The 23,462-nt window shown below is 54.1% G+C and carries 21 protein-coding genes and 2 pseudogenes; 7 read left to right on the forward strand and 16 right to left on the reverse strand.

What is annotated here, in order from left to right; all coding sequences use genetic code 11:
- Positions 1–19: 19 nt before the first annotated feature.
- The 4 genes from GXB78_RS26800 to GXB78_RS26815 form a co-directional block, all read right to left on the reverse strand.
- A complete protein-coding gene (locus GXB78_RS26800) occupies positions 20–3,544 on the reverse strand; it encodes a calcium-binding protein (protein ID WP_329517683.1) in 3,525 nt (1,174 codons plus the stop codon).
- Between the two features lie 196 nt (positions 3,545–3,740).
- Positions 3,741–4,370, reverse strand: coding sequence for a LysE family translocator (locus GXB78_RS26805; RefSeq protein WP_329517684.1), 630 nt, complete (start codon positions 4,368–4,370; stop codon positions 3,741–3,743).
- 85 nt (positions 4,371–4,455) lie between these two features.
- A complete protein-coding gene (locus GXB78_RS26810) occupies positions 4,456–5,805 on the reverse strand; it encodes an NCS2 family permease (protein WP_329517685.1) in 1,350 nt (449 codons plus the stop codon).
- Positions 5,806–6,093: 288 nt separating this feature from the next.
- Positions 6,094–6,540, reverse strand: coding sequence for a MarR family winged helix-turn-helix transcriptional regulator (locus GXB78_RS26815; protein ID WP_329517686.1), 447 nt, complete (start codon positions 6,538–6,540; stop codon positions 6,094–6,096).
- An 81-nt stretch (positions 6,541–6,621) separates the two neighbouring features.
- On the opposite strand from GXB78_RS26815, the gene GXB78_RS26820 reads away from it, so the two are divergent.
- Entirely contained in the window at positions 6,622–7,788 is a 1,167-nt protein-coding gene (locus GXB78_RS26820; RefSeq protein ID WP_329517687.1) for an aminotransferase-like domain-containing protein, read from the forward strand.
- Positions 7,789–7,946: 158 nt separating this feature from the next.
- Here GXB78_RS26820 and GXB78_RS26825 read toward each other — a convergent pair whose 3' ends face one another.
- From GXB78_RS26825 to GXB78_RS28250, 6 genes and pseudogenes are all read right to left on the reverse strand, one after another.
- Entirely contained in the window at positions 7,947–8,318 is a 372-nt protein-coding gene (locus GXB78_RS26825) for a glutathione S-transferase N-terminal domain-containing protein (RefSeq protein ID WP_329517688.1), read from the reverse strand.
- A gap of 103 nt (positions 8,319–8,421) precedes the next feature.
- Positions 8,422–8,967, reverse strand: coding sequence for a GTP cyclohydrolase I FolE (gene folE, locus GXB78_RS26830; RefSeq protein WP_064364569.1), 546 nt, complete (start codon positions 8,965–8,967; stop codon positions 8,422–8,424).
- Between the two features lie 22 nt (positions 8,968–8,989).
- Positions 8,990–10,198, reverse strand: a pseudogene (locus GXB78_RS26835) (tyrosine-type recombinase/integrase).
- Between the two features lie 47 nt (positions 10,199–10,245).
- Positions 10,246–10,623 carry a hypothetical protein gene (locus GXB78_RS26840; RefSeq protein WP_329517689.1) on the reverse strand — a complete coding sequence of 126 codons (378 nt, stop codon included), beginning with the start codon at positions 10,621–10,623 and terminating at the stop codon, positions 10,246–10,248.
- On the reverse strand, positions 10,620–11,162 hold the full coding sequence (locus tag GXB78_RS26845; protein ID WP_329517690.1) for a phosphohydrolase: 543 nt from the start codon (positions 11,160–11,162) through the stop codon (positions 10,620–10,622). The genes GXB78_RS26840 and GXB78_RS26845 overlap by 4 nt, the downstream gene beginning before the upstream one ends.
- Positions 11,159–11,347 (reverse strand): hypothetical protein, encoded by a 189-nt coding sequence (locus tag GXB78_RS28250; protein WP_408005161.1) that lies wholly within the window; start codon positions 11,345–11,347, stop codon positions 11,159–11,161. The genes GXB78_RS26845 and GXB78_RS28250 overlap by 4 nt, the downstream gene beginning before the upstream one ends.
- A gap of 60 nt (positions 11,348–11,407) precedes the next feature.
- On the opposite strand from GXB78_RS28250, the pseudogene GXB78_RS28255 reads away from it, so the two are divergent.
- The 5 genes and pseudogenes from GXB78_RS28255 to GXB78_RS26870 all read left to right on the forward strand — a co-directional run bounded on the left by GXB78_RS28255 (position 11,408) and on the right by GXB78_RS26870 (position 17,028).
- Positions 11,408–11,562: pseudogene (locus tag GXB78_RS28255) on the forward strand (DUF4113 domain-containing protein).
- A gap of 272 nt (positions 11,563–11,834) precedes the next feature.
- Entirely contained in the window at positions 11,835–12,161 is a 327-nt protein-coding gene (locus GXB78_RS26855; protein ID WP_329517691.1) for a hypothetical protein, read from the forward strand.
- Between the two features lie 798 nt (positions 12,162–12,959).
- Positions 12,960–15,152, forward strand: a complete 2,193-nt coding sequence (locus GXB78_RS26860; protein WP_329517692.1) for an ATP-binding protein — start codon at positions 12,960–12,962, stop codon at positions 15,150–15,152.
- Positions 15,149–16,348, forward strand: coding sequence for a hypothetical protein (locus GXB78_RS26865; protein WP_329517693.1), 1,200 nt, complete (start codon positions 15,149–15,151; stop codon positions 16,346–16,348). The genes GXB78_RS26860 and GXB78_RS26865 overlap by 4 nt, the downstream gene beginning before the upstream one ends.
- 17 nt (positions 16,349–16,365) lie before the next feature.
- Positions 16,366–17,028: a hypothetical protein gene (locus GXB78_RS26870; protein ID WP_329517694.1), complete on the forward strand. Its 663-nt coding sequence runs from the start codon at positions 16,366–16,368 to the stop codon at positions 17,026–17,028.
- A 57-nt stretch (positions 17,029–17,085) separates the two neighbouring features.
- Here GXB78_RS26870 and GXB78_RS26875 read toward each other — a convergent pair whose 3' ends face one another.
- The 4 genes from GXB78_RS26875 to GXB78_RS26890 form a co-directional block, all read right to left on the reverse strand.
- Positions 17,086–18,153 carry a DNA cytosine methyltransferase gene (locus GXB78_RS26875; protein WP_329517695.1) on the reverse strand — a complete coding sequence of 356 codons (1,068 nt, stop codon included), beginning with the start codon at positions 18,151–18,153 and terminating at the stop codon, positions 17,086–17,088.
- A 476-nt stretch (positions 18,154–18,629) separates the two neighbouring features.
- Positions 18,630–19,187 carry a Smr/MutS family protein gene (locus tag GXB78_RS26880; RefSeq protein ID WP_042608498.1) on the reverse strand — a complete coding sequence of 186 codons (558 nt, stop codon included), beginning with the start codon at positions 19,185–19,187 and terminating at the stop codon, positions 18,630–18,632.
- A gap of 73 nt (positions 19,188–19,260) precedes the next feature.
- Entirely contained in the window at positions 19,261–19,581 is a 321-nt protein-coding gene (locus GXB78_RS26885; protein WP_016773771.1) for a hypothetical protein, read from the reverse strand.
- A 131-nt stretch (positions 19,582–19,712) separates the two neighbouring features.
- Complete coding sequence (locus GXB78_RS26890) at positions 19,713–20,303, reverse strand: cysteine hydrolase family protein (protein WP_016773772.1); 591 nt, start codon at positions 20,301–20,303, stop codon at positions 19,713–19,715.
- A gap of 239 nt (positions 20,304–20,542) precedes the next feature.
- Here GXB78_RS26890 and prmB point away from each other — a divergent pair, with 239 nt between their 5' ends.
- Positions 20,543–21,451 carry a 50S ribosomal protein L3 N(5)-glutamine methyltransferase gene (gene prmB / locus GXB78_RS26895; RefSeq protein WP_329517696.1) on the forward strand — a complete coding sequence of 303 codons (909 nt, stop codon included), beginning with the start codon at positions 20,543–20,545 and terminating at the stop codon, positions 21,449–21,451.
- Between the two features lie 100 nt (positions 21,452–21,551).
- On the opposite strand, the gene GXB78_RS26900 is transcribed toward prmB, so the two are convergent.
- The gene (locus GXB78_RS26900; RefSeq protein WP_329517697.1) at positions 21,552–22,343 is read right to left on the reverse strand and encodes a hypothetical protein; all 792 of its coding nucleotides are present in this window, start codon (positions 22,341–22,343) and stop codon (positions 21,552–21,554) included.
- A 99-nt stretch (positions 22,344–22,442) separates the two neighbouring features.
- A complete protein-coding gene (locus GXB78_RS26905) occupies positions 22,443–23,396 on the reverse strand; it encodes an alpha/beta hydrolase (RefSeq protein WP_329517698.1) in 954 nt (317 codons plus the stop codon).
- Between the last annotated feature and the right edge of the window lie 66 nt (positions 23,397–23,462).

Below are 23,462 nucleotides of genomic sequence, written 5' to 3' on the forward strand. Positions count from 1 at the left end.
TTGTCGATTGACCGGCGAATTACGCGGGAGGCACGTTCATCAGAGAAACGGGGCCAAAAATGTTGGTCTGGTGGTTGCAACGATTCACCACTCTCAACGCGGACTTTTCGATGCGGGATTTATCGGCACGCAATACCCAGCCATAGGCGGCAAAGTTGTAGCCCACGCGCGCGGTTTCGTCGTTGATGCAGACTGCGTTCCAGACCTTTACTTCGTCGTTGGCCATTGCAGCAAGAGCCTGCGGGAGCGCTTTGGCAGCATCTGGCTCTTCAAAAAAACGTGCGTCGAGCCCATCCAGATAAACGCGATCAAAGACCAGGTCGACCGTGTGTACAACTCCGCATGTAGTAATCACGCGGATTTGATCTATCAGATCCTCGCTTCCATACGCCGGCAGATAAAAGGTGGTAGTGCCGACGGAGAGCCGGTTGTCTTGCAGTTTTATTTCGACCTCACCAAGCTGCGTGGCATCGAGTTCCCAAGTGGATGAATACGGCAGCCGCACTTGCGCATCGGCAAGTGCGCCAGGGGTCGCGAGTTTGATTGTCATGTCGGGGAGTACATGAATGAGGTAGCTCGAGCCTTGTCCTTCGTAGCTGTCCATGGTGGTTTGCACGGCCAGTCGGGCGGGCGTTGCGCAAATCCTCTTGCTGCCCATCGGGTAACCTGCTTTCTCAGGCAGGGCATAAATGTAGCGTCGCGAACGAACCTTGAGTGGCACGTTCATAGGAGTTACCCAATCCCTCGATACGGTGAAATCGGTAAAGGCAGGGGCGATGTCGGTTTCCGCTGCAAGCCCAGCATTTGCAACCACGCCGTCCTTGTAAATCAACACATAACGGCTGAATGGTCGAACGGCCATTGTGCGCAGGATCTTGGTGATATTGTCGTTATCGTCTTCGCTACGGGCAGCGGCGTAATAATTCAGCTTGATGCTCTTTTCGCCAAAGTGATAGACGAGATGGCAACCGACTGTCAGTCGATACGACTTGGGTTTGTCCGAGAAAAAATGCGCCTCGGCTTTTGTCAGCTCATCACTGTTGAAATCCAGATATATCCGGGTAATCACTTCCGGCCGGTAAACTGCGTAAAAAGTGGTGGCCTGGCCGGTTCTCGGGATGTAATAGCTCGCCTCCTTCTGGTGCCGGATCCAGCATTCCGGCGCATAAATGATGATTGGGGTTACCGGCTGACCGCGTTTGACGAAGATTTCGGATAGAGCTGGGGGCGGGCCATTCGCGATTGTGTCTGGCAGGTCAAGTCTGAACTGGAAGTCATCACTGGTTATGAAAACCAGATTTTTGTTGCTGAGCTTTCTCGTGCGCTCGTCTTCTTTGTAGACGTCATGAATGGTCAGCAGATTTTTGGGCACGTCATGAAATTCGAAGCCTGAGCGAATGACCAGGTCATTGCCCTCAATCTCCCATGATTCAATTAAATCCTTTCGCCAATTCATGATGATGTAACTCGTCTGTTCACCATCATCGGCAATCGAAAAGCGACCAGCTACATGCGCAATGTAATATTGATCCGTACCGGCGCCGCCCGACGCTTTCGCCTTTTCGTGGGAAAGGAATATCTGGTCGTCTCCGGCGCCAGCTTCAATGGTGTCGCTGCCGCGGGATTTGATGATGTTGTTTTGCGCGTTCCCCGTTACTACGCTCGCTGCGCGATGAACTGTTTCAATATTTTCAATACTGTCCAGCAAACTGTGCAGGACGGATATCCTGTTATTTTCGCCATCGACATCGGTAGTGATGATCTGCAATGTTCCAGCCAGCAAATCTATATCGTAGCCAGTTCTGTTCGTATTGTGAGCGGAGTAATTACCGCCAAGTACCAGCGTGTCATTTCCTGCACCGCCGCTGAGCGTCGAGTAATCTGCGAAATGGCTGTCTTTTTCGAGGAAGGTCGCTGCATTCTCAAACAGGAACTGATCATTTCCTTCCCCGCCCGACAGTTGTTTCTTTCCTGATTTGTAATAGAAGCTGTTGGGTTTTTTTTCTACCCCTTTTATCGAATCGTTACCCTCGCTGATAAACCAGAGAATGTTTTTACCCTCTGCGGCGACCCCCAACTCCGCGCCCGGTGTATCTTTTGTAACCCCTGCCCGTGCATCAATGATGTCGTCGGTGCCTACCACTTCCGGAACATTGACCGATTCCCACGCGTCCTGTTTGGTCCACCAGTTGCGCTTCCAGACCCGGGCTGGTTTCAGGCGTACGTCAAACTTGCCATTGACGATGGCTTCGGTGCTGTCCTTCAGCGAACCGTCGAGCAGTTTTCTCGCGGTCTTTTTTAGCTGCAAGGAGTGCTGCAGCAGCGTCTTTGCTTTGATGTAGCGGTTTTGAACGCTTTGATCAACGTCCATCATGCAGAACGAAAACCATCCGCTACGCCACCGTTCATCGACGGTCAATTCGATGTAATCATCTATATCGTCAACGATACGAACCGCACCGTAGACCTGTGAGCCAATGGCGAGAATTGCGCCGGCTGCAAGTCCGACAGGGCCCGCAAAGGAGAACCCGGCCATCGCGGCAGTGCCGAGGATGACAGTCATGGCTGCACTGGTAATGCTCAGGCCGGCGCTGACGTAATGATCCATAGCCTCTTTGCCGGTGGCATTCTCAGCGGCATTCATGGACCTGACGGCGGTGTAGATGTCGAAGGGGAGCGTCAGCACGCCGCCCACCAGGCCTCCTGACCGACCCAGTCTCAGTGCAAAGCGGGTTCTGGCGAAATCCCGGTAGGCATTCTGCCCGGCGGTGAGCATCTGCGTGGCAATTTTGCTGACCGTGACATCGGCCGCGATGGACGCCAGCTCCGATGCAATGCCTGCGCTGTTTATCGCTATTTCAGCAGTGTTATCGGCTTTGATCGCATCGACTACGCCGCGAATCCCCATGAAGATACCGAAACCCTGGATGCCCAGGCTGGAGCCCAGCGTCGCGTAGCTTTTGGTCAATGCCGCCCAGCGGGGATGATGTCTGGGTACATGCACATGTTGCAGATCGAGCGCTTGGGCGGCACTGAAAAGTTTTACAAGTTTGTCGCGATAATTGCCGGATGCCTTTTCATTGACATTATTCTCTCTCAAGAGCTGAGGGGCGGTGAGCGGGCGTTGACTGGCCATTTCAAACAGGAGCGTGGGTAACAAGTAGCTATCGCTGCCCGTTGAGGTTTTCAGATAATGTTCAACTTTATTGGCGTCGAATTGCAGGCCGTTGATAAAAGAGAGTTTGGGTTGGCGAAAGAAGCTGTTCTTGCCGTTCAACGGCTGACCGTCAATGGTAGCGCCTAATCCGTCGAGCGCTGTACGAGTGATGGAAATATCGCCAATTTCCAAAGGGCCGAATACATCGTCCGCCATTTGCAACTGACTCGACTTATCATTAGTTCGGCCCTGATCGATGGTTGAGGGCTTGTATTCATTGGATTCGTAGTGCAAATCCATGACTACGACCGTATCGGAAACAGGTTGCGCGTCCGCATGTATTGCAGGGTCGGTTTGTGCTGTTGCTTCGCGTATCAGTGTGGCCATTAGAACTTCCTTGTTCCGGCAATTGTTTTGTTGTCAAGGCCCCGGATATTACGTCGGCCTTTCGAGAACTGTATATCGGTGGGTTGTTGCTATCTATTGCATATCAAGAATCGGATGTTGCTTGCTCTTGATTGATCCAGAACAACATTATCCTGCCCGAGATCCATTCCGGCAGGATATTCAATAACGGCGCTATTCAGTGGCTGCCCAGCAACGACGCAGCGCCGGCCCCGCCAAACAATCCGGCACTGATCCGGTTGAACCAGCTCTGGCCTTTGCCGCTGCGCAGATAACGTGCGGCACCGTGTGCTCCCAGGCCGTAGGCCAGTTTGCAGCACAGATCGAGCACTACCCAGGTCGCAATCATGATCAGCAGTTGCGGCAGGAAAGGTTGGTCTGCGCTGAGGAACTGCGGCAGAAACGCGGCGAAGAAGAGGATGTCTTTTGGATTGCTCGCGCCAAGCACAAAAGCGCGCCCGAATAGCGTGCGAAAGCGTGGCACCGGTGCGGCTTGGGGCACCTCGGCTGCCACTGAAGGCTGACGCGATTGCTGCCAGCTCTGCCACGCGAGGTAGAACAGGTACAGCGCGCCGACGATTTTCAATGCGCTGAATAACTGCTCCGAGGCCAGCAACAAAGCGCCAAGTCCCAATGCCGAAGCGCTGAGCAGGCAGATCGAAGCAATCACGCCGCCCAGAAACGCGGGATACGATCGGCGCAAACCGTAATTGAGACTGTTGCTGATCATCAGCAACGACAGCGGCCCCGGGATCAGGATCACCACCAGTGCAGCACCACTGAACAGCAGCCAGGTTTCCAGACTCATCGTTTTGCTCCTTTGTTGTTATCGAGATGTACAAAAGCCCCACCGGTGAGGGTGAGGCTGGTTTGAAGCCTTGACCGCGCAGCGCTTACAGGAAGATGAACTTGGCGATGAAGATCGCGCAGAGCACCCACAGGCTGACGGAAATTTCCTTGTACTTGCCAGTGCCGGCCTTCAGCGCCACATAAGTGATGAAGCCCAGCGCGATGCCGTCGGCGACCGAAAAAGTCAGCGGCATCATGATCGCCGTGACGATCGCCGGAATCGCGTCGGTCGCTTCGTCCCATTCGATGTGGGCCATGCCGCCCATCATCAGCATCGCCACGTAGATCAAGGCACCCGCGGTGGCGTAAGCGGGAATCATGCCAGCCAGCGGGGCGAAAAACATTGCCGCTATAAATAACACACCCACAGTGACGGCGGTAAGACCAGTCCGACCTCCAGCGGCCACGCCAGCGGCACTTTCCACATAGCTGGTTACTGGCGGCACGCCAACCACGGCGCCGAATACGCTGGATGCGCTGTCGGCCTTCATCGCCCGCGAAAGGTTCTCGATGCGACCGTCAGGCGCGACGAGGTTGGCGCGCTGGGCCACGCCCATCAGCGTGCCGGCGGTGTCGAACATGTGCACGAAGAGGAAGGCGAGCACCACGCTGATCATGCTGACGTTGAACACGCCGGCGACGTTCATTGCCATCCAGGTCGGCGCCAGGCTCGGCGGCGCGGACATGATGCCCTCGTAATGCACCAGGTCCAGGCCCCAGCCGGCGAGGGTGACAGTGATGATGCTGATCAGGATCGCACCGAACACGCGGTGGTAACTGAGGATCGCGATCATCAGAAAGCAGATCGCCGCAAGCAGCGGGCCGGGTTCGCGCAGGGAACCGAGTTTGATCAGCGTCGCCGGGCTGTCGACAACGATCCCGGCAGTCTTCAGCCCGATCAGGCCGAGGAACAGGCCGACACCGGCGCCCATCGCAAAACGCAGGCTGACCGGAATGCTGTTGAGCAGCCACTCGCGAATCCGCGAAAAGGTCAGGAACATGAACAGCACACCCGAGACAAACACCGCACCGAGCGCGGTTTCCCAGTTGTAGCCCATGGTGCCGACCACGGTGTAGGTGAAGAACGCGTTGAGGCCCATGCCCGGTGCCAGGCCGACCGGCCAGTTGGCATAAAGGCCCATCAACAGGCAGCCCAATGCCGCGGCGATACAGGTGGCGACAAAGGCCGCACCGTGATCGATGCCGGCATCGGCCATGATGTTCGGGTTGACGAAGATGATGTAAGCCATGGTGATGAAGGTTGTCAGACCGGCGATCAGCTCGGTCTTCACCGTGGTGCCATGCAAGCTGAGTTTGAACAGACGCTCCAGCAGGCCATTGCGTAATGGCGGCGTGAGCTCAAGCGGCGGTGCTTCGGATTTGCGGCTTTCCACAGCGAGTACTCCTCAAGAGTTTTATTGTTATTTCCAGGGCCGGACCCATGAGGGGTGGCAGCGGCCCTTTGAGGCATACGCGAATTTGTTGACCATGCGGTCAGGAACTCGCACGCAGTGGATTATGCTTTTGTGTACAAATAAAGCAAATATTGTTTTTTGTTTTGTCGACGATTTTTTTGTTGATAGGGATATATGGCGATCAAGCCATTCGCGAGCAGGCTCGCTCCCACCTTTGTAATGCGTTCCCATGTGGGAGCGAGCCTGCTCGCGAAAGCGCCCGTTGAGTTACTCAAGAGTTGCCAGACTGCCACCCAACGCCAGATTCACCGCCAGCCAGCCATTCACCGCCGCTTCGCCAGCCTCGGCAAACACTCGCTCGAGCAATTTCACCTGCTCGCGGCGCAACGCTTGCTCGAACTTCGCACCTTCCGCCGTCAACTCGAGCAGGCGTTTACGCTTGTCCGTCTGCGAAGCGACGCTGTCGACCAGATGCATCTCCTGCAACTGGCGCAGCGGCATGTTCAGTGCCTGTTTGCTCACGCCGAGCAGGGCCAGCAGTTCCTTCACGCTGAGGTTCGGATAGCGCGCGATGAAAAACACGATGCGCTGATGCACCCGCGAGAGTCCGCGGCGCTCGAGCATTTCATCAGCCTTGGCAGTGAACGCCTGATAGCCGAAGAAGAACGCTTCCATGGCCTGCTGCTGACTGCTGGGGTTTTTAAGGTCAAGCATATTGACGTACTCGCTCAAGCTGTCGTAGTTTCAGTCAACCAGTTTGACTCATTTTTCGCCTCCCTCGCTACGGTGACCTCCATGGCTTTTTCCGAACGTGTCTCGCGCCTGAAAAGTTCTTTGATCCGAGAAATCCTCGCCGCGGCTCAGCGTCCAGAGGTGATGTCATTCGCCGGCGGTTTGCCTGCTGAAGCGATGCTGCCGAAAGTGGAATGGGCGGATATGCCGTTATCGCTCGGCCAGTACGGTATGAGCGAAGGCGAGCCGGCATTGCGCGAGGCGCTGGCGGCGGAGGCGAGGGCGCTGGGCCTTGAATGCCAGGCGAGTCAGGTGCTGGTGGTCAGTGGCTCCCAGCAAACCCTTGATCTGGCAGCCAAGCTGTACATCGACAAAGGCACAGAAATCCTGTTGGAGGCGCCGACCTATCTGGCGGCGTTGCAGATCTTCCAGCTGTTCGGCGCCGATTGCCTGACCGTACTGCAGGAAGCCGATGGCCCCAATCTGGCGCAACTGCGCAGTCGTCTGGAACAGCACCGCCCGGCGTTTATCTACCTGATCCCGACGTTCCAGAATCCTTCCGCCGTGCGCTATAGCGAGGCCAAGCGCGTTGCGGTCGCCGCATTGCTCGATGAATTCGCCGTCACCCTGATCGAAGACGAGCCGTATCGCGAGCTGACTTTCGATGGCGGCAGTGCCAAGCCGATTGCCGCGCGCCTGAAAAAAGCCAGCTGGATCTATACCGGCACTGTATCGAAAACCTTGCTGCCGGGTCTGCGGGTCGGTTATCTGATTGCCAGTGCGGATCTGTTTCCGCACCTGCTCAAGCTCAAGCAATCGGCGGATCTGCACACCAACCGCATCGGTCAATGGCAGGCGCTGCAATGGATCGGCTCGGAAAAGTATCAGCAGCATTTAAGCGAATTGCGTGATTTCTATCGGCAGCGGCGCGACGCATTTCAGTTGGCGCTGGAAAGACATTTTGCCGATCTGGCTGAGTGGAACATGCCCGAGGGCGGGCTGTTTTTCTGGCTGACGTTGAAGCAACCGCTGGATACGCGGACTTTGCTCAATGAGGCGTTGGCCAATGATGTGGCGTTCATGCCCGGTGAGCCGTTCTTTCCCGAGCCGGACGAGCATCATGGGCATTTGCGCTTGAATTTCAGCCACATCGATCCGGCGCGGCTGGATGAAGGGTTGAAGCGATTGGCGGCGGTGGTGCGGCGGGCGCAGATGGAGAGGGCGGCGTGAATATAAATAAAACGGCTCAAGGACCGGTTTTTTGTCTGAGATTTGCTGTGTCTGGAAGGGCCTCTTCGCGAGCAGGCTCGCTCCCACAGTGGAAATGTATTCCAAAGGGTGGGAGCGAGCCTGCTCGCGAAGGCGTCAGTCAAATTCCGATATGAATGTCAGACTGCAGCAAACCGCTTGTCCAGATAATCAACGATCACCTTGGATTCATACATCCAGGTGGTCTGCCCATTCTCTTCGATACGCAGGCAAGGCACCTTGATCCGGCCGCCCTGTTCCAGCAGGGTCTGGCGATCGTGCTCGTTGTTCTTCGCGTCTTTCAGCGCCACCGGCACGTTCAAGCGATGCAGGGCGCGGCGGGTTTTCACGCAGAACGGGCAGGCGTGGAATTGATAAAGTGTCAGATCTTTCGCGGCCGCGTCGACTTGCGCCTGAGCAGCGGCGGGGCGTTTTTTCTTGCCCGGGCGGGTGATGAAATCGATGAAGATAACCAGTTGGCCGAGGCCGACACGAAGCGCTTTGACGAACACGTTGAAAGCCTCATGGTACGAATGAAGAAAGGCGCGCAGCTTACCCGATTTTTCACGGGCGAAAAAAAACCGGCGATCAACGCCGGCTCTTTTCTGTTGCGAATTACTTGATGAGGCTGAGGAATTCGCTACGGGTTGCTGCGTTTTCGCGGAATTCACCCAGCATCACCGAGGTGATCATCGACGAATTCTGCTTTTCGACGCCGCGCATCATCATGCACATGTGCTTGGCTTCGATCACTACAGCGACGCCCAGCGCGCCGGTGACTTGCATCACCGCATCGGCGATCTGGCGGCTGAGGTTTTCCTGAATCTGCAGGCGACGGGCGTACATATCGACGATCCGCGCCACTTTCGACAGGCCCAGCACCTTGCCGCTCGGAATATAGGCGACATGCGCCTTGCCGATGAACGGCAGCAGGTGATGTTCGCACAACGAATACAGCTCGATGTCCTTGACCAGCACCATTTCGCTGTTGTCGGAGCTGAACAGGGCACCGTTGGTGACCTCTTCGAGCGTCTGTGCATAACCGCGGCAGAGGTACTGCATGGCTTTGGCGGCACGCTTTGGCGTGTCGAGCAGGCCCTCGCGGGACACGTCCTCGCCCAATTGGCCGAGAATCGCGGTGTAATTCTGTTCCAGTGTCACAGGGGCTGATTCCATAAGGGTTTCAGAGGGGTACTGTTTCTGCCTGTACCAATTTTGTACCAATCAAGCTGTTTTCAAGCTTCCCGAGCTCACCCCAGTCGGTGCTGGAGTTTATCCATCGGGCGTATGTCGATAGCAACATCTGAACGCTATGACCGAGCTGAGTGGCAATAAACGCAGGGTTCATACCCGCCATGAGGCACATGGTAGCTTATGTGTGTCGGCAGTTGTATTGCCGACGGGCGCGAATCTCCAATTCGGTCAGTGCCGCCTGGAAGTGTTTGTCGGTGACGCTGGACTGCTGAATGAACTTGAAGTTCTTCGTGGGTGGGAACATATAGGGCGACTTCGGCTGCTTCCTACGGCTCTGTTTCGCACGTTGTTCGGCAATTTGCTCGGCGAACTCAATGGCGTGCATGGCCCGGCTATTGAGCATCACTTGCCGTTCATTGCGGGTTTTGGTGCGCTCCTCAATCTTATAGTCCGCGACGATCCGACACACGGTGGCTAAGCGTTTCTGCTTGTCTACCTCGTCCCACCGGAGGGCCGCTATCTCGCTAGGGCGCATGCCGGCATAGAAGGCGAACTCGAAGTAAGCCGCATAGATCCGCATCGAATGGGTCAGCGTCTTATAGAGGTGTTCGATGATGGCGTTGGCTTCCGCCACCGTGAAGGGGTCGATGGGCTTTTTCGCTTTCACGGGAAGCTCAATGGACTCGACCGGGTTGCGATTGATCAGCCTATCTTTAACTGCGGTGCTGAACACTGGAGTCAGCCGCTGGATTGCCGAGCGCTTAACGCCCGGCGATTTCCATTCAGTGCTGGCTACGATTTTGCGCAGCAGCACCGAGGTGATGCCGTCGACGGCTAGCAGGGCTAGGTGAGTCATCCAATATAGACTCAGGGACGCTTGATAGTTCTTGCGGGTGCCCGCTACCACCTCCCTACTGTTTAACCACTCCTGGGCATACTCCCCGAATCGGGGAGTTGCCGAGTAGGTGGCATAAGTGGAGTTGGGAAACAGCTCGGCATAGCGTTGATCGTCGAGGACGCCATGCCTGATCAGGCTGGTTACGTTAGCGCGTAGATCGGATGCCGCTTTAATGCCTTTCGGTGTCTGGGGATAGGAGAGGGTTTCGCAACGGCGTTGCCCGTTCCAGGTGAAGCGAATCCTGACGGACTGGCCGACAAATTCAACTCCGGTGGGCAATCCCATTGGCTTTCGAGCCAAGCCTCATATTTCCTGATGCTGTAATAGATGCGGTTGTCGATGGTGTTTCAGACGCCTTTAGGGATGATCCCTCTGGCGCGCTTGCCCTGCAGTGCTCGGCGGGTCGTACCGACCAACTCGGCCATTTTGTCCTCAGGAACCTTGTCCACTTGATACAGTTGTGGTGGCGACTCCGTGGCGGTGTCGAAGTGCGTATACCCCAAGGCAGGCTGCGCGGGCGCGCGGTGCTGAGCTATCAGCGTGGCTTCAGGTGCTGCTGCCCGGCGCAGCCTTTCGTGGGGTATAAGTGCCTCGGCAGTGGCTTGGGAAGAAGCAGTAATGCCTGCTGCTGCGCAGCAGAGGCTGTTGTTCACAGGCGCGTCGACCCAACTGGCGCTGCGGAGCAAAGCGGACTGGGTTTGGGTGCTGTTCTGTTCCTGCTTCATGCCGCTTTCCTCCGATGTTCGATAGCGAGTTGGTCCATCAGGCGCTGGTGGTATGCGAGCTGGGCTTCGGTGGGTGACCATGGCCGGATGCGTTCGGGCGCGGGTTCGATACCGACAAGGAAATCCCATGGGTCCGGATCGGGCGGTATCAGGTCGCGCCGTTCGGTGGTCAAGGCGATCAGGTCGGCTTGGTGCACGCTTGCGGGGAGGTCGATCTCCAAGCCAAACCGCTCGCAAAAACGGCCCCATATGACGTCCTCGAAGCCACGGTAATAAGGCATCCACTCCTTGAGTGGACGGGTCATGTCGCCCAGGTACGCCTCGGTGGCATCGTGGAGGAGGGCGGCGAGCTTGTGCTCGGCGGGCACCAGATCTGCAACCAAGCAACTGTGCTGGGCCGGGCTGTAAAATTCGCGGGTGTGGCCGTTGAAGCGGCACAGGTGAGCCAATGAGTGAGCGATGTCCCGCGGATTGATCATGTCGACGTCCGGCTCGAACAGGTCGAAGCGTTTGCCTGTATGCGTGAGGATCCAGTTCATGCTGCCTCCTTGACTAGGTCGGAGAGCAGTACGGCGTTCTGGGTGTCCTTGTGTAGCTTGCGCAGGGCGTCGTAGCCGATCAGCAGCGACAGTTGACCAAAACGGCGGTTGAGGCGCTCGACCGGGTATTCCGACCGGGGTTCAAGTACAGCAAGGCTGAGGTGCTGTTGATTAATCTCTGTCAACAGGGGGAGTACACCGACGACCTGTTTGCCGCCTCTCAACCTGCCGACGCCAATAAGCTAATGGGAGTACTGGATCAGATCAACGGGCGATGGGGCAGGGGGACACTCCGATCAGCCAGCGTGCCCGTCACCCCAGCTGGGGAATGCGTAGGTGGATGATGAGCCGAAGCTACACGACGAAGCTGGAGCAGCTATGGACTGTGCTTGCAAAGTAGTCGGACCTCTCGGCCAGAGGAAAACACGGATCTCCAGCCTTCGTAGCTTCGGTTACAGCTATCCAGATTTTGGCATGGCCACAAATTTTCTTTGATGCAGAGGCGTTTCGCCAATAAAGTATCAGGCGCACCACTGTCATGTAGAGATGAACGCCTCTTTCCTTTCGTTCTGAAGCTAGGTCAGAAGACGAATTGGGGGGTTAATATTGTAGGGTCCATCTGTCCAGCGCTAGGACGTTGTCAATTGGCTTGAAAAGGAAAAGGAAAAACATATGGCTGAAAAAACTATTTTGTATGAGGTTGTTTTGCGAAATGGGCATGGAGAATACAGCGAGCTACACGTAGGCCCGACAAAGGATCGCATCCGAAAAGCTATTGAAAACAAGGATGTTAAGGTCGAGAGTATCAAGTCTTTGGGACAAAAAAAGGTCGATGTCGAGCCGGGAGAAATTGACGATGTAGACTTTTCGGTAAGAGTGAATGAAGAAGAGGTAGTCAAATTTAACAGTACATGCTTGGGATATAATTTTTTGAATTTTAAGTTTAAGCCTCAGGTCGAAGAACTTAAGAGTGAAATTAATAAAAAATATGAAGAGTAGGGCGTATAAAAGTTTTGTAGATCTTGCCTCAATGTTTTGAGGCAGGTTTATAATAGTTCGTGTGAATAAAGCAAATAGAAAGGTTGGATGGTTTTGGCTGTGAGTCAAAAGTTTTTGTAGGTTTTGCATGTGGTTAGCTTTGGTCCGTTAGGATCTAAAATTAACATCGTTATTTTATTCCTTTATCATCATAATTTCTTGTGCTTAAAGTTTTCTAGTTGGGTAGTGAGTAGTTATCCATGCTTCCAACTGAAATTATCCCTTGCAATATCTTTGTTTACTGCCGGCCTAACGTTGCGCGCATTGATCGCAGCTCCTGCGGCGATCGCCTGGGCGCTCCGAAAATTGGCCCATACGGTCAGAGGATTCGTGTAACGACCAGCTTCACACCAAAGTCCTCAGCGTTCATCATCCGTCACTGAGTCCTCTCTGATGCCCAACGTGTCGAGATCGCTTAGGAAGTCTTACGCTATAGCTAATGTCCGGCTGTAGGTGCTACTGACCACCGCCGATACCGCTGCTATAGCAGCGCGAACCATATCTGGGAAATGCTGGATTCGGTGGGAATTCATTTTTATGCATGGATAACCTAACGTCTCGGATGGCTTTTTGCTATAAGAGGAGACAGGATCTGTAGGGCTAGGGCTGATCGTCTGGATGGGGCGAGTGACGAGCGATGGCGATGATTCCGGCGTTCGGCGCCAATCTACCGCAGCTTTGATATGGGGCGCATGTGCTACCGTTTAGCCTGATTTACCTAGCGACAGATGCTATAGGTTACCGAAAAGGACAAAGTAAATGCAGGTTAAAACAACTGGCGCCCTAGTAAAGACGGAATTTAAAGAGTTTACGGTTGATGCAGCATTGTTGCGGGAATTAGGGGAGCGCTTGGTTGGTAAGCCCCACGTAGCTTTGGCTGAGCTTGTAAAAAATAGTTACGATGCAGATGCGACAACAGTATCTATAAGTTTTGATGACGAAAGTATTACCGTCACCGATAATGGCGACGGGATGTCGCGAGACGAATATGTCAATTATTGGTTGCGAGTCGGAACTACGCATAAGCAAGATAAAATGGAAACGGCTCGGAATCGCACGGTAACAGGTTCGAAAGGTATCGGTCGTTTAGCTGTACAGTTTTTAGGTGATGGGCTAGAGCTCACTTCGAAGAAAAATGGCTCTTCAACATTTCGTGCTGATGTAGATTGGGATAGCGCTAGGAGCTCAGGTGATTTAATTAAGGCAGGGGCAAATATTAGCCCGGCAAAAGATACTACGTTTGGCGCCGGTTACTCACATGGCACCTCGGTAAAAATTACAGGATTGAAGCAGGAGTGGGATGCGCCGAAGCTTAAAGAACTGGCGCGGGAGTTATGGTTCTTAAAGCCCCCAGATACATTGATTGATGATCTTGGTGAGGAGGATAAGTTCGATATTACAATCGAAGGTCTGCCTGATGAGGCTGTTGAAGCATTCTCTGATCAGATGGGGAAGGCACTCGATAATTGGATCGCCACAATACACGGTTCGCTAAGGAATGGTCGATCTGGGGGGGTTAATAAGGTTCGAGTAGAATTTAGGGATGGTGATAAGTATAAAGTTGAGCATGGACAATCTACAGGGCTTTTAGATAAAGTATCATTTAAAATCTACGTATTTAAACTTTCAGGGAAACAAGCTGGCGGAGTCGGGGTCCATGAAGCCCGCGAATATTTTCGTAGGTTTGGCGGTATTCATATTTACGATAATGGATTTAGGTTGCCTTTTTATGGAGGTGATGAACAAGATTGGCTACAACTGGAAATCGCACATTCGCATCGACTTAACAGGTCATCGCTATTGCCAGCAGAGCTTCAAGTTCAGAGTGGATTGAATGATCTACCGACCAACAGTCGAATTTTCGGTATTGCCAGCATTTCAACGTCTCACGAAAGGCGGACGGCTTCTAAGCGAAGTGTCGACTCAGGGAACTACTTAAATGTTCAGGTCACGCGAGATCGCTTGATTGATAATGACGCGTTTGCGGAGCTTCAGAATTGTGTTAGGTGGGCTATTGATTATTATGCGATGCGTTCTTACGAGCGCAGACAGCGAACAATTGCCGCCGAAAAATTAGATATTCCGAAGACGGATGAAAAAATCTCGGAAATAAGAGAGCAGATTTTTCAGCTTTCAATGCGTGTTCCAGACACATTAAGAAAAGAAGTAATATCAGTTTCCGATAGATTTGAAGAACTGGAGAGTTTGGAGCGGCAGCGTCAAGACGGTATAAATGCGGAAAGAATTCTGCTTGCGACTCTCGCAACTACAGGTATGGCTGCAATTGCGATGGAGCACGAGTCTGGGAAAGAAATTTCGGCTCTTAATGAAATTAGGCGTGATTTAGCTAGTCGTAGCGGTAACGTTCGAGACGAAAAACTGATATCGGCAATTGATGCTTGGGCCGTACGGTCTGCGAAGGTACGTAAACTATTCTCGCCACTTATGAACGAATATGATCGCGAAAAGCGGAATAAGTATAAGGTGAAAAAGGTACTAGAAAGAATTGTTACGAATTCCGAAGCGCTTCTCCGAAACATAAATGTAGATTGTTCCGATGTAGACGCCGGGCTCATGTTTCCTGAAGCCTCGTTAGCAGCGTGGAACGCAGTTTTCCAGAATGTATTCATAAACTCCATAAATGCAATGATAGATTCGCCAGAGAAGACCATTCGTTGTGTTTCGCAAGTAGATGGCAGATCCAGGATGCTTTATGTTCTAGATACGGGTATCGGCGTTAGGTTGGAGGATAGCGAAGATCTGTTTAAACCTTTCGTTCGTCGGTTGGAAATACCTGAAGAAAGAAAAGCTCTTGGGCTCGGAGGAATGGGTATCGGTTTGACGATAGTTAAGATGGTGTCAGACTCACTAGGTTGCGATATCGGGTTTGTTAAACCTTTTAAAGGTTACAGTACAGCATTTAAGATTGAATGGGAGTTGCAGCAAGAATGAAAATACTGATATTGGATGATGAAACAGATAGAGCGGAGTCGTGGAAGAAAAAAATTGAAGGGTATGGGGATTTTGATGTAATCGTTCCGGGAACCGGAGAGGTTTCTAGCATAATTGCTGATCTTCACACCAAACGCCTAGAGTCCAGAAAAGAACATTTTAATCCCTCAGAAGCTCTAAGTGGTTATGATTTAGTCATGGTGGATTATGATCTTTTAGGATTAGAGACTGTAGCTGGAGGGTCCGCTTGGTCTACTGGGGCTGAGGTGGCATATGCCGGCAGGCTAATGTGCGACGTTGGACCGATTGTAGTAGTAAATCAATTCGGCACTAACTCATTCGATTTGACCATGTCACGTACATCCTCTTCTTACGCTGATCTTGATGTGGGCAGTGAACAAGTAGCAGAACCCTCTCTCTGGTCAGTAAGCGAATTTTCAGGGTTTCGTCCATGGCATTGGCCTAACCTAATCTCCGAGAAGAATAGATTTACACAGATGCATGAGTTTGTTCTGAATAATCTAAACACACCAATTACGCAAGCTCTAGGATTTGAGGTGATTAATGTTGAATCGCCGCGTTTCATAGGGCATGAAATTCTGGGATATTTAGGTATAGAGAGTGCCGAGGTAGTGACATTTCGTCAGTTGTTGACTGAACGACGCGATATAAGGGTTTTTAACGTACTAGAGAAAGATCTCCCTTTGTTAAAAAATATGGATGATCGCTCGCTTTCTCGGGTCTGTGCTGTCGTAGTGTCGCATTGGTTAGAAAAAATAGTAATGCCTAACCAAGAGGTCGTTGCTGATTTACCTCATCTTGCTCCGCAGTTACCATGGGTGCTGGCGGACTATTCGGACGAGGAAAGTTGGAGCAAGTTGTGCTTTCTAACTGAAAATGTATTTATACCAGAATCTCTAGCAGAGTATCAATTTCAACCTTCTTTTATGTTTAGTCGGCCAGTATTTTGGGCGGAGGAAGCAAAGGCTGGGTTGGAAGGGCAGGGGGAATTTGATATTCATAAATTGCCAAGTCTAAAATTTTGTGAAGACGTTTCTTCTTTTAAACAGACTGCCGAGGCGAAAAGCTTCCCAAGTGATTTGCTCTCTTTTGATAAGGAGCGATGGGTACATGGCGATCTAAGATGTGGGAATACGTCAGTGAATTATGAGCCGCAATCTTACTTGTTAATGTGATTTGTTTCGGGGCTTATATGGACAGAACCCAGGCTTCAGCGTTGGCTAAATTTTTGGTCGACTTACATAATGATAATTATGGAAAGATATCCACGCAGCCCACATTGCATAAATATAGTGCGTTGAAAGCAGGGGAGGCACGAAAGAATCAGGCGCCGATCTACTATTCTGATTCGCCGAAGAGTAAATTAGAATTTGGATTAGCCGCTTTCTTTATGAATCCTAGCGCACAGTCACCATACGTTATTGTAGATGTGGATCGACGAAATGAATGGATTAAGTTGTTGCGCTTTATAACAACGGATCATGGCGATATTAATGCGGAGGCTGTTTGTTTGAGCGGGGAGGATGTTTTTCATCTGCGAGGGTTCGGATACAGGTTTGAACATCCGGAAAGATTTGCTGATAATAAACATGGTTTTTTTCACGTGCAGCCGATAGCTATTACAGAAACTGCTGTGGAGCTTCCTGTTCGGCCTAATTGGCTGCCAGTGACTTTTCCAACGTTTTATATGTTTGCTAGTTGTGCCTACGAATTAATACTGTATGCGATACACTCCTTGTCGGGATGGGAGCCGTTAAGTAGATATCGCAACAAGCATGTTGATAAGAATCCGGTATTGTCTATGTTGGTTCGTGTGGGAAGCCCTGCAAGTACACCATATCCGGGTTTGTCTTAAAATTGTGCAGTGCCCAGATTAGCTCTGGGCAGTTCAATGTGTCGGTTGTTTGAAGCGTTACGTAATCGACGTAATAGTGGCTGCTGAACTTTTTTGTGCCTCGTACGATGCAACATGATTCACTAGGCTCTCTCCGATTACCTCCCCTAGACGTACCGGAACTGCATTTCCGATCATCCGGCCTACTGCTTTGAAGGTGATCTTATCGGGAGGCATAAAAACATATTCTAGAGGGAAAGATTGAAGGACTGCTGCTTCACGTAGCGAAATAGCACGTGCTTGATCTGGGTGTCCAAAGCGACCGTTGCCAAAGCCATAGCATAATGTGGTCATTGTAGGGCTAGGTTGATCTGCGCGCATTCGTCCGTAGACGCTTGGATATGTTTTACCGCTCGGTTTTTTATGGCACTCCGCAATTAAGTGCATGGGCCAATCATTCCAGGTTCCGCCCTGGCGTGAATGTATAATTCGCTGCATGTTCAGAGGAGTCAGGGTAGCAGCGCGGTGCAATGGATCATGAGGATCGCATTCTCCAGCAGCAAGGCGAGGTAAATTGCCAATTGCCTCTTGAACGGTAAGCGGGTTTTTCGCATGAGTTGGGGCTATTAAATTAATTTCTCCCAGTTTGGATGCTAGTAATACGTGCCGTCGCCGCTGCTGCGGTAAACCATAGTCAACACAAGCTACACGATCCGCCCACACAGAATATCCCTGCTCAATCAGGCCTTTCACGAAGTCATGATACACCTCGTGCTTGGTTACATCAGGAACGTTTTCCATTGTAACCAAGTGAGGTTGAGTCTCTTCAATCAGGCGTCGGAAAGCGTACAACAGCGGCCATTTGCGGTCGTTGCGAGTATCTTTGCCTTGGTTATAGCTAGAAAATGGTTGGCAGGGTGCGCAGCCTGCCAATAATCTATATCTGCCTGGGCGATACCACGCTAGGAGCTCTTCAGCAGTGACTTCCTCTACGTTCTTAGCAACAAAGGAAGCACCATTATTTTCGCGATAGGCATATTCGCATTGCTGCTCAATATCGTAACCGGCTTTAACTGAAATCCCGGTGTGCCGCAAGCCTGCGGTTAGTCCGCCGGCACCACAGAACAGGTCAACTGCGTCAATCATAGGAAGGGGTCTCATAGTCGAGGCGCATTTTAGCCGTTCGTGAATGCAAGTCTAGAATTCATTTACCTTGCTGGGCTTACTGGCTAGGGGAAAACGCCTCGAAAGATATGCCCTACGAGCGATGAGCTCGGCAGCGGCTGTTATGGCAAAGTGATTTTTTGCCCTCCGATACTGGCGAAGGCTGAGATCAGAGCGAGGAGGTTTCGTCCCCGGAATAAGCCTCATGGCGCCTATGTATACAGCTCCAGGCGTGAGACCTTGTACCAATTTCCGTACCAATGAGTGCGTTTGAGCAAGAAAAGTCAGGTGGCAGGAGGTACGAGGCTCCCGATTTCATTGCCCTTGGACACCTGGCAGAACCCACCCTACATCGCGGTGTAATTCTGTTCCAGGGACATGAAACTACCTGTGGGGATTTTTCGCAAAGGGCAAGGGTACGGTGGCGGACACAACCCTGCAAGTTCGGTGTGACGGCTTTATTCGTCGCGACCTTCCATCATCGTCCGTTTCAGCATCACATAAACCGCGCCGGCGCCGCCGTGGCGGGCCTGGCAGGAGCAGAAGCCGAGCACTTGCGCGTGCTGGCGCAGCCAGGTGTTGACGTGGCTTTTGATCATCGGCCGCTTGCCATCCAGGCGCACAGCCTTGCCGTGGGTCACGCGCACGCAGCGGATTTCGAATCTGGTCGCTTCGGCGAGAAAGGCCCAGAGTGTTTCGCGGGCCTTTTCCACGCTCATGCCGTGCAGGTCTAGGCTGCCTTCGAACGGGATCTGCCCGACCTTGAGCTTGCGCATCTGGCTTTCCTGCACGCCATCGCGGGACCACATCAGCTCGTCTTCCGGGCCGACGTCGATCACGAACTGGTCGGACAGGCCGTCAATGATGGTGGTGTCGCTGCGCACGGTGGCGGACTGACGCAGCTTGGCGATCTGCGCGCGGTCGGCCTTGGGTTTGCCGGTATCGGCGCGGTCGTGCTTGATAGGCTTGACGCCCTGGATGGCACTTTTGAACAGAGAAAAATCGTCGTCTTGCATGTCAGCCTCCGCGAGGGGCGGCCAGTTTACCCAAGTCGACAGAAAACGGCCCGGCAAAAAGCCAGGCCGTCGGTCAGTCGTGTTTTTTCATCAGATGCGGGGACATGTTCAGTTCCCGCGATTGCCGTGCGCGACGGCGGCAGCGGCGCCACAGGGCAACGCCGAAGTACAGGAACAGCAAACCGACGGCGAGCATGATTGCCGAGCCCAGCGGCGATGCATTCAAGTCACCCAGCGCTGGCGGGCGGCCGAGCAGGCTGGCTGCGCCGGCCATCGCCAGCAGCACGCCGAACGTCGCCAGAATCGCCGAGATCGCCGCGCCAAATCGAAAACGCCAGTTGCTTTGGCCTTTGGGCCGCAAACGGCGTGCGTCAAATCCATCGGATAACTTCATTCCGACCTTCCTCAATGGTATCGGCCCTTCGACCGGGAGTTGACCGGGTTGTTCCTGAGGCTATGGCATTTGCGGCAAATCAGCGGATATAGCGGATGAGCGGCGCCAATGCACCGCTCGCAAGGGCAGGATCAGATCAGGTCCTGAGTCTTGGCCAGCGTGGCGAAGTTGTCGGCCATGATCGCCATTTCCGCTTCCTGTACGCGCTCGGCGCTGAGCACGCCGCCCTTGAATGGCAGATCGCGGGTCGCGCAGGCGTCTTCGACCAGGGTGCAGCGGAAACCGAGGTTCTTCGCCGCGCGCACCGTGGTGCTGACGCTGGAGTGACTCATGAAACCGCAGACGATCAGGTCCAGCGAGCCGAGGTTCTGCAGGCGCTCGAGCAATTCGGTGCCATGGAACGCGCTCGGCAGCAGTTTGCCGATAATGGTTTCATCGCCTTGCGGTTCCAGGCCGGGGATGAATTCGCCCCGTTCGCCCTGCGGGTCGAACAGGCCACCAACGGTGCCGAGATGACGCACGTGCACGATCGGCCGACCGGCGGCACGGGCTGCGGCAACCACTTGTTTGATGTTCGCGACGGCCGCGTCCATGCCGCTCAGGGCCAGCGGGCCACTGAGGTATTCCTTCTGGGCATCGATGATGACCACGGTGGCATGGCTCAGTGTGGCCGCTGCGTAACCGCGGCCGCTGAGTTGAAACATCGTTTTTGGAACGGACATTCTGGGGCTCCTCGGGGTGGGGCTTTTGCGACATTGTCCTCTGGCTGAGCGCTTCTGTGAATCGCTACCATCGTAGGCGCCGTCGTTCTTGGCCTGCAGCCTTGTCAAGTTACACGTTCCGTTCAATGCCTGATGCAAAAAAAAGAAATCTCCTACCGTTGCCGCGCGGTTTTTCCTGCGTCGTCGTCGCGCGTTTTGGCTGCTAGAATCGCCAGTCGTTTTTTCTGGAGTTCTACGCCGTGATCACTTCCCGACTTCGTACCCTGCGCGACCACATCCGTTGGGCCGTCAGCCGCTTCCATGGGGAGGATCTGTTTTTCGGCCATGGCACCGACAACGCCTGGGACGAGGCGCGCCAGTTGGTGCTGGGCGCTTTGCACCTGCCGTGGGAAATCGCCGACAGCTATCTCGATTGCGCGCTGGAGGATGACGAACTGGTCAATCTGCAACGGCTGCTCAAGCGTCGTATCGAAGAGCGCATTCCCACCGCTTATCTGCTCGGCGAGGCGTGGTTCTGCGGCATGTCGTTCATCGTCGATCAGCGCGTGCTGATCCCGCGTTCGCCGATCGGTGAGCTGATCGAAAACCGCTTTGCGCCGTGGATCGGCAACGAACCGGCGCGGATTCTCGACCTGTGCACCGGCTCCGGCTGCATCGGCATCGCCTGTGCTTACGAGTTTCAGAATGCCGAAGTGGTGCTAGCGGATCTGTCATTCGAAGCGCTGGAAGTGGCCAATCAGAACATCGAGCGCCATGGCGTCGATGAGCGCGTCTACACGGTGCAGGGCGATGGCTTCGAGGGCTTGCCGGGGCAGCGTTTCGATCTGATCGTGTCGAACCCGCCCTACGTCGACGCGGAAGATTTCGCCGACATGCCGGACGAATATCAGCACGAGCCGGAACTCGGCCTGGCCTGCGGCGATGATGGTCTGAATCTGGTCCGGCGCATGCTCGCCGAAGCGGCGGATCACCTGACCGAGAAGGGTTTGCTGATTGTCGAGGTGGGCAACAGCCAGGTGCATGTCGAAGCGTTGTACCCGGAAGTCGATTTCGCCTGGCTGGAGTTCCAGCGCGGCGGGCATGGCGTGTTCATGCTGACAGCGGAGCAGTGCCGCGCGCATCAGGCACTTTTCGCATCTCGCGTCTGACCGGTTAAAAGCTTCGCGAGCAGGCTCGCTCCCACATTGGAATGCATTCCCCTGTGGGAGCAAGCCTGCTCGCGAATGGCCGCGACGCGGTCTCAAGCCATCAACGGTGCGTAGCAATCCAGATCAGCAACCCGGCCTGAAACACCGCAAACGCCACCAGACACGTAATGGTGAAACGCAGCCCGGCGTCTTCACGCTTGAACTTGCTGACTTTCTCTTCCTGCTTTTTCAGCTTCACTTCCTGCTCAGCCAGATTCTGCTCGGCCTGCTGCAGCATTTGCGCGGCTTCAAGAATCTCGACGATCTGCAGTTTCTCGCTGTTCCAGTCACCCAGCAGGTCACCGACCTGCACAGCCTTGATGCTGCCTTTCAAATGCTGGGCATCGGCGTAAGCCACATCGAAGCCGTGTACGCGCAGGAAATGGTCGCGACGCAAGCGCGTGTCTTCGTTGAGCGCGTCCTTGTTGTTCAGGTCCATGCCGTCGACGGTGTAGCCGGGCCAGCGCTTTTTCGCCCAGTTGATGCCTTGCGCGGCCATGAAACGGCCGATGCCGCGGTTCAGCGGTTCGATCTGCAAGCCGCTGTCGGGACCGAAGCTCACCCGTTTGGTGGCGTGGTCGACCCACACATCAAGATGATTCTGCTCTTTGCGCACGCGCTGGTTTGTCAGCTTGATCGCCATGCGCATCAGGCTGCGCTCTTTGCTGTTGCGCTCGGCGTAACCGAATTCGACAAAGCGCAACGGCCGGCCACCGGTATTGCGATCGGTCTGCAGCGGCGCGAGGCGGAGCATCTTGTGGTGCTCGGCCTGCACGTCCGCCCACGGCAGCTCGACCGCTGGCGGAGCGTCTTTTTCGGCGGTAGTGTCGGGTGAAGTCTGGGTGTCAGTCATAACGGCGAGATCCTGTCCAAGCCCTGCTTGCCGCCAGACGTTGCGCTGGCGACAAAGGCTTATCGGCCGTTTTCTGTGAGGCTGGAGGGTAAAACGCAGTTAACTTGCACGAATTCCGTCAATAAATTCAATGACGGCGGCGCCCAGTTCGGCGGCCAGTGGCAGATTCGGGTCCTTGTAGGAAGCCAATTGCCGCTTCATGTCGTTATGGACGATGCGCAACACATGGTTCATGCCCTCGATCACGGTCAATTGCGCGTCAGGTTTTGCTGCCTTGAGCAGCTTCGCGTCCTCGGTGCCAACCTGAATGTCGTTGCTGCCCTGGACGATCAACGCTGGCATTTTCAGTTGGGCAAAGGCTTGCGCCGGATCCTGGCGGAACAGCGAAATCAGGTACGGCTGCACGCTCGGGCGGAAGATCACCTGCAACGGTTGCGGCACATTGTCATCGGGGCTTCCGGCTTTGAGGCTGTCGAGCAGTTCGTTGCTGCGCAGCATCAAAGGCGGCGGCAGGCTGCGGGCCAATTGCTCGCGGATCACCTGATCGACCGGCCGCGCGCTGCCGGACAGCGAGATCACCGCCGCCGCGTCCAGCTTCGGCGCGGCGAGGCTGGCAATCAGCGCGCCTTCGCTGTGGCCGAGCAGAATCAGTTTGCCGAAGCGCGGATCAGCTTTGAGCTTCTGCCCCCACGCCACCGCGTCCGCGGCATAGCCTTCAACTGACAGATCACGTTCGTCGGGAGCAGCCGCCAGGCTCGCCGCAACACCGCGCTTGTCGTAGCGCACGCTGGCGATGTTGTGTTTGGCCAGCACCCAGGCCAGACGCTTGAGGCTGTCATTGCGTCCGCCGTCGGGGTTGTTTCCGTCGCGATCTGTAGGACCCGAGCCAGAAATGATCAGAACAATCGGCACCGGGCTGTCGGACTTGGGCAGCAACAGCGAACCGAAAAGTTCGCCGTTGCCAGTGTCCAGAGTGACCGGGCGTTGTAGGACTGTCGCTTGGGCAAAGCCGGTAAAGAGGGTAAGACTCAAGATCAGAACTCGCAGCATCATCACGCCATCATTGGTCAAGGTGCCGGTTGGACTCGCCGGCACCACTAAGGTTCGAGGATGAACTAC

Origin of the sequence: Pseudomonas moraviensis subsp. stanleyae, from assembly GCF_036283065.1 — a bacterium.
Taxonomy (GTDB): domain Bacteria; phylum Pseudomonadota; class Gammaproteobacteria; order Pseudomonadales; family Pseudomonadaceae; genus Aquipseudomonas; species Aquipseudomonas stanleyae.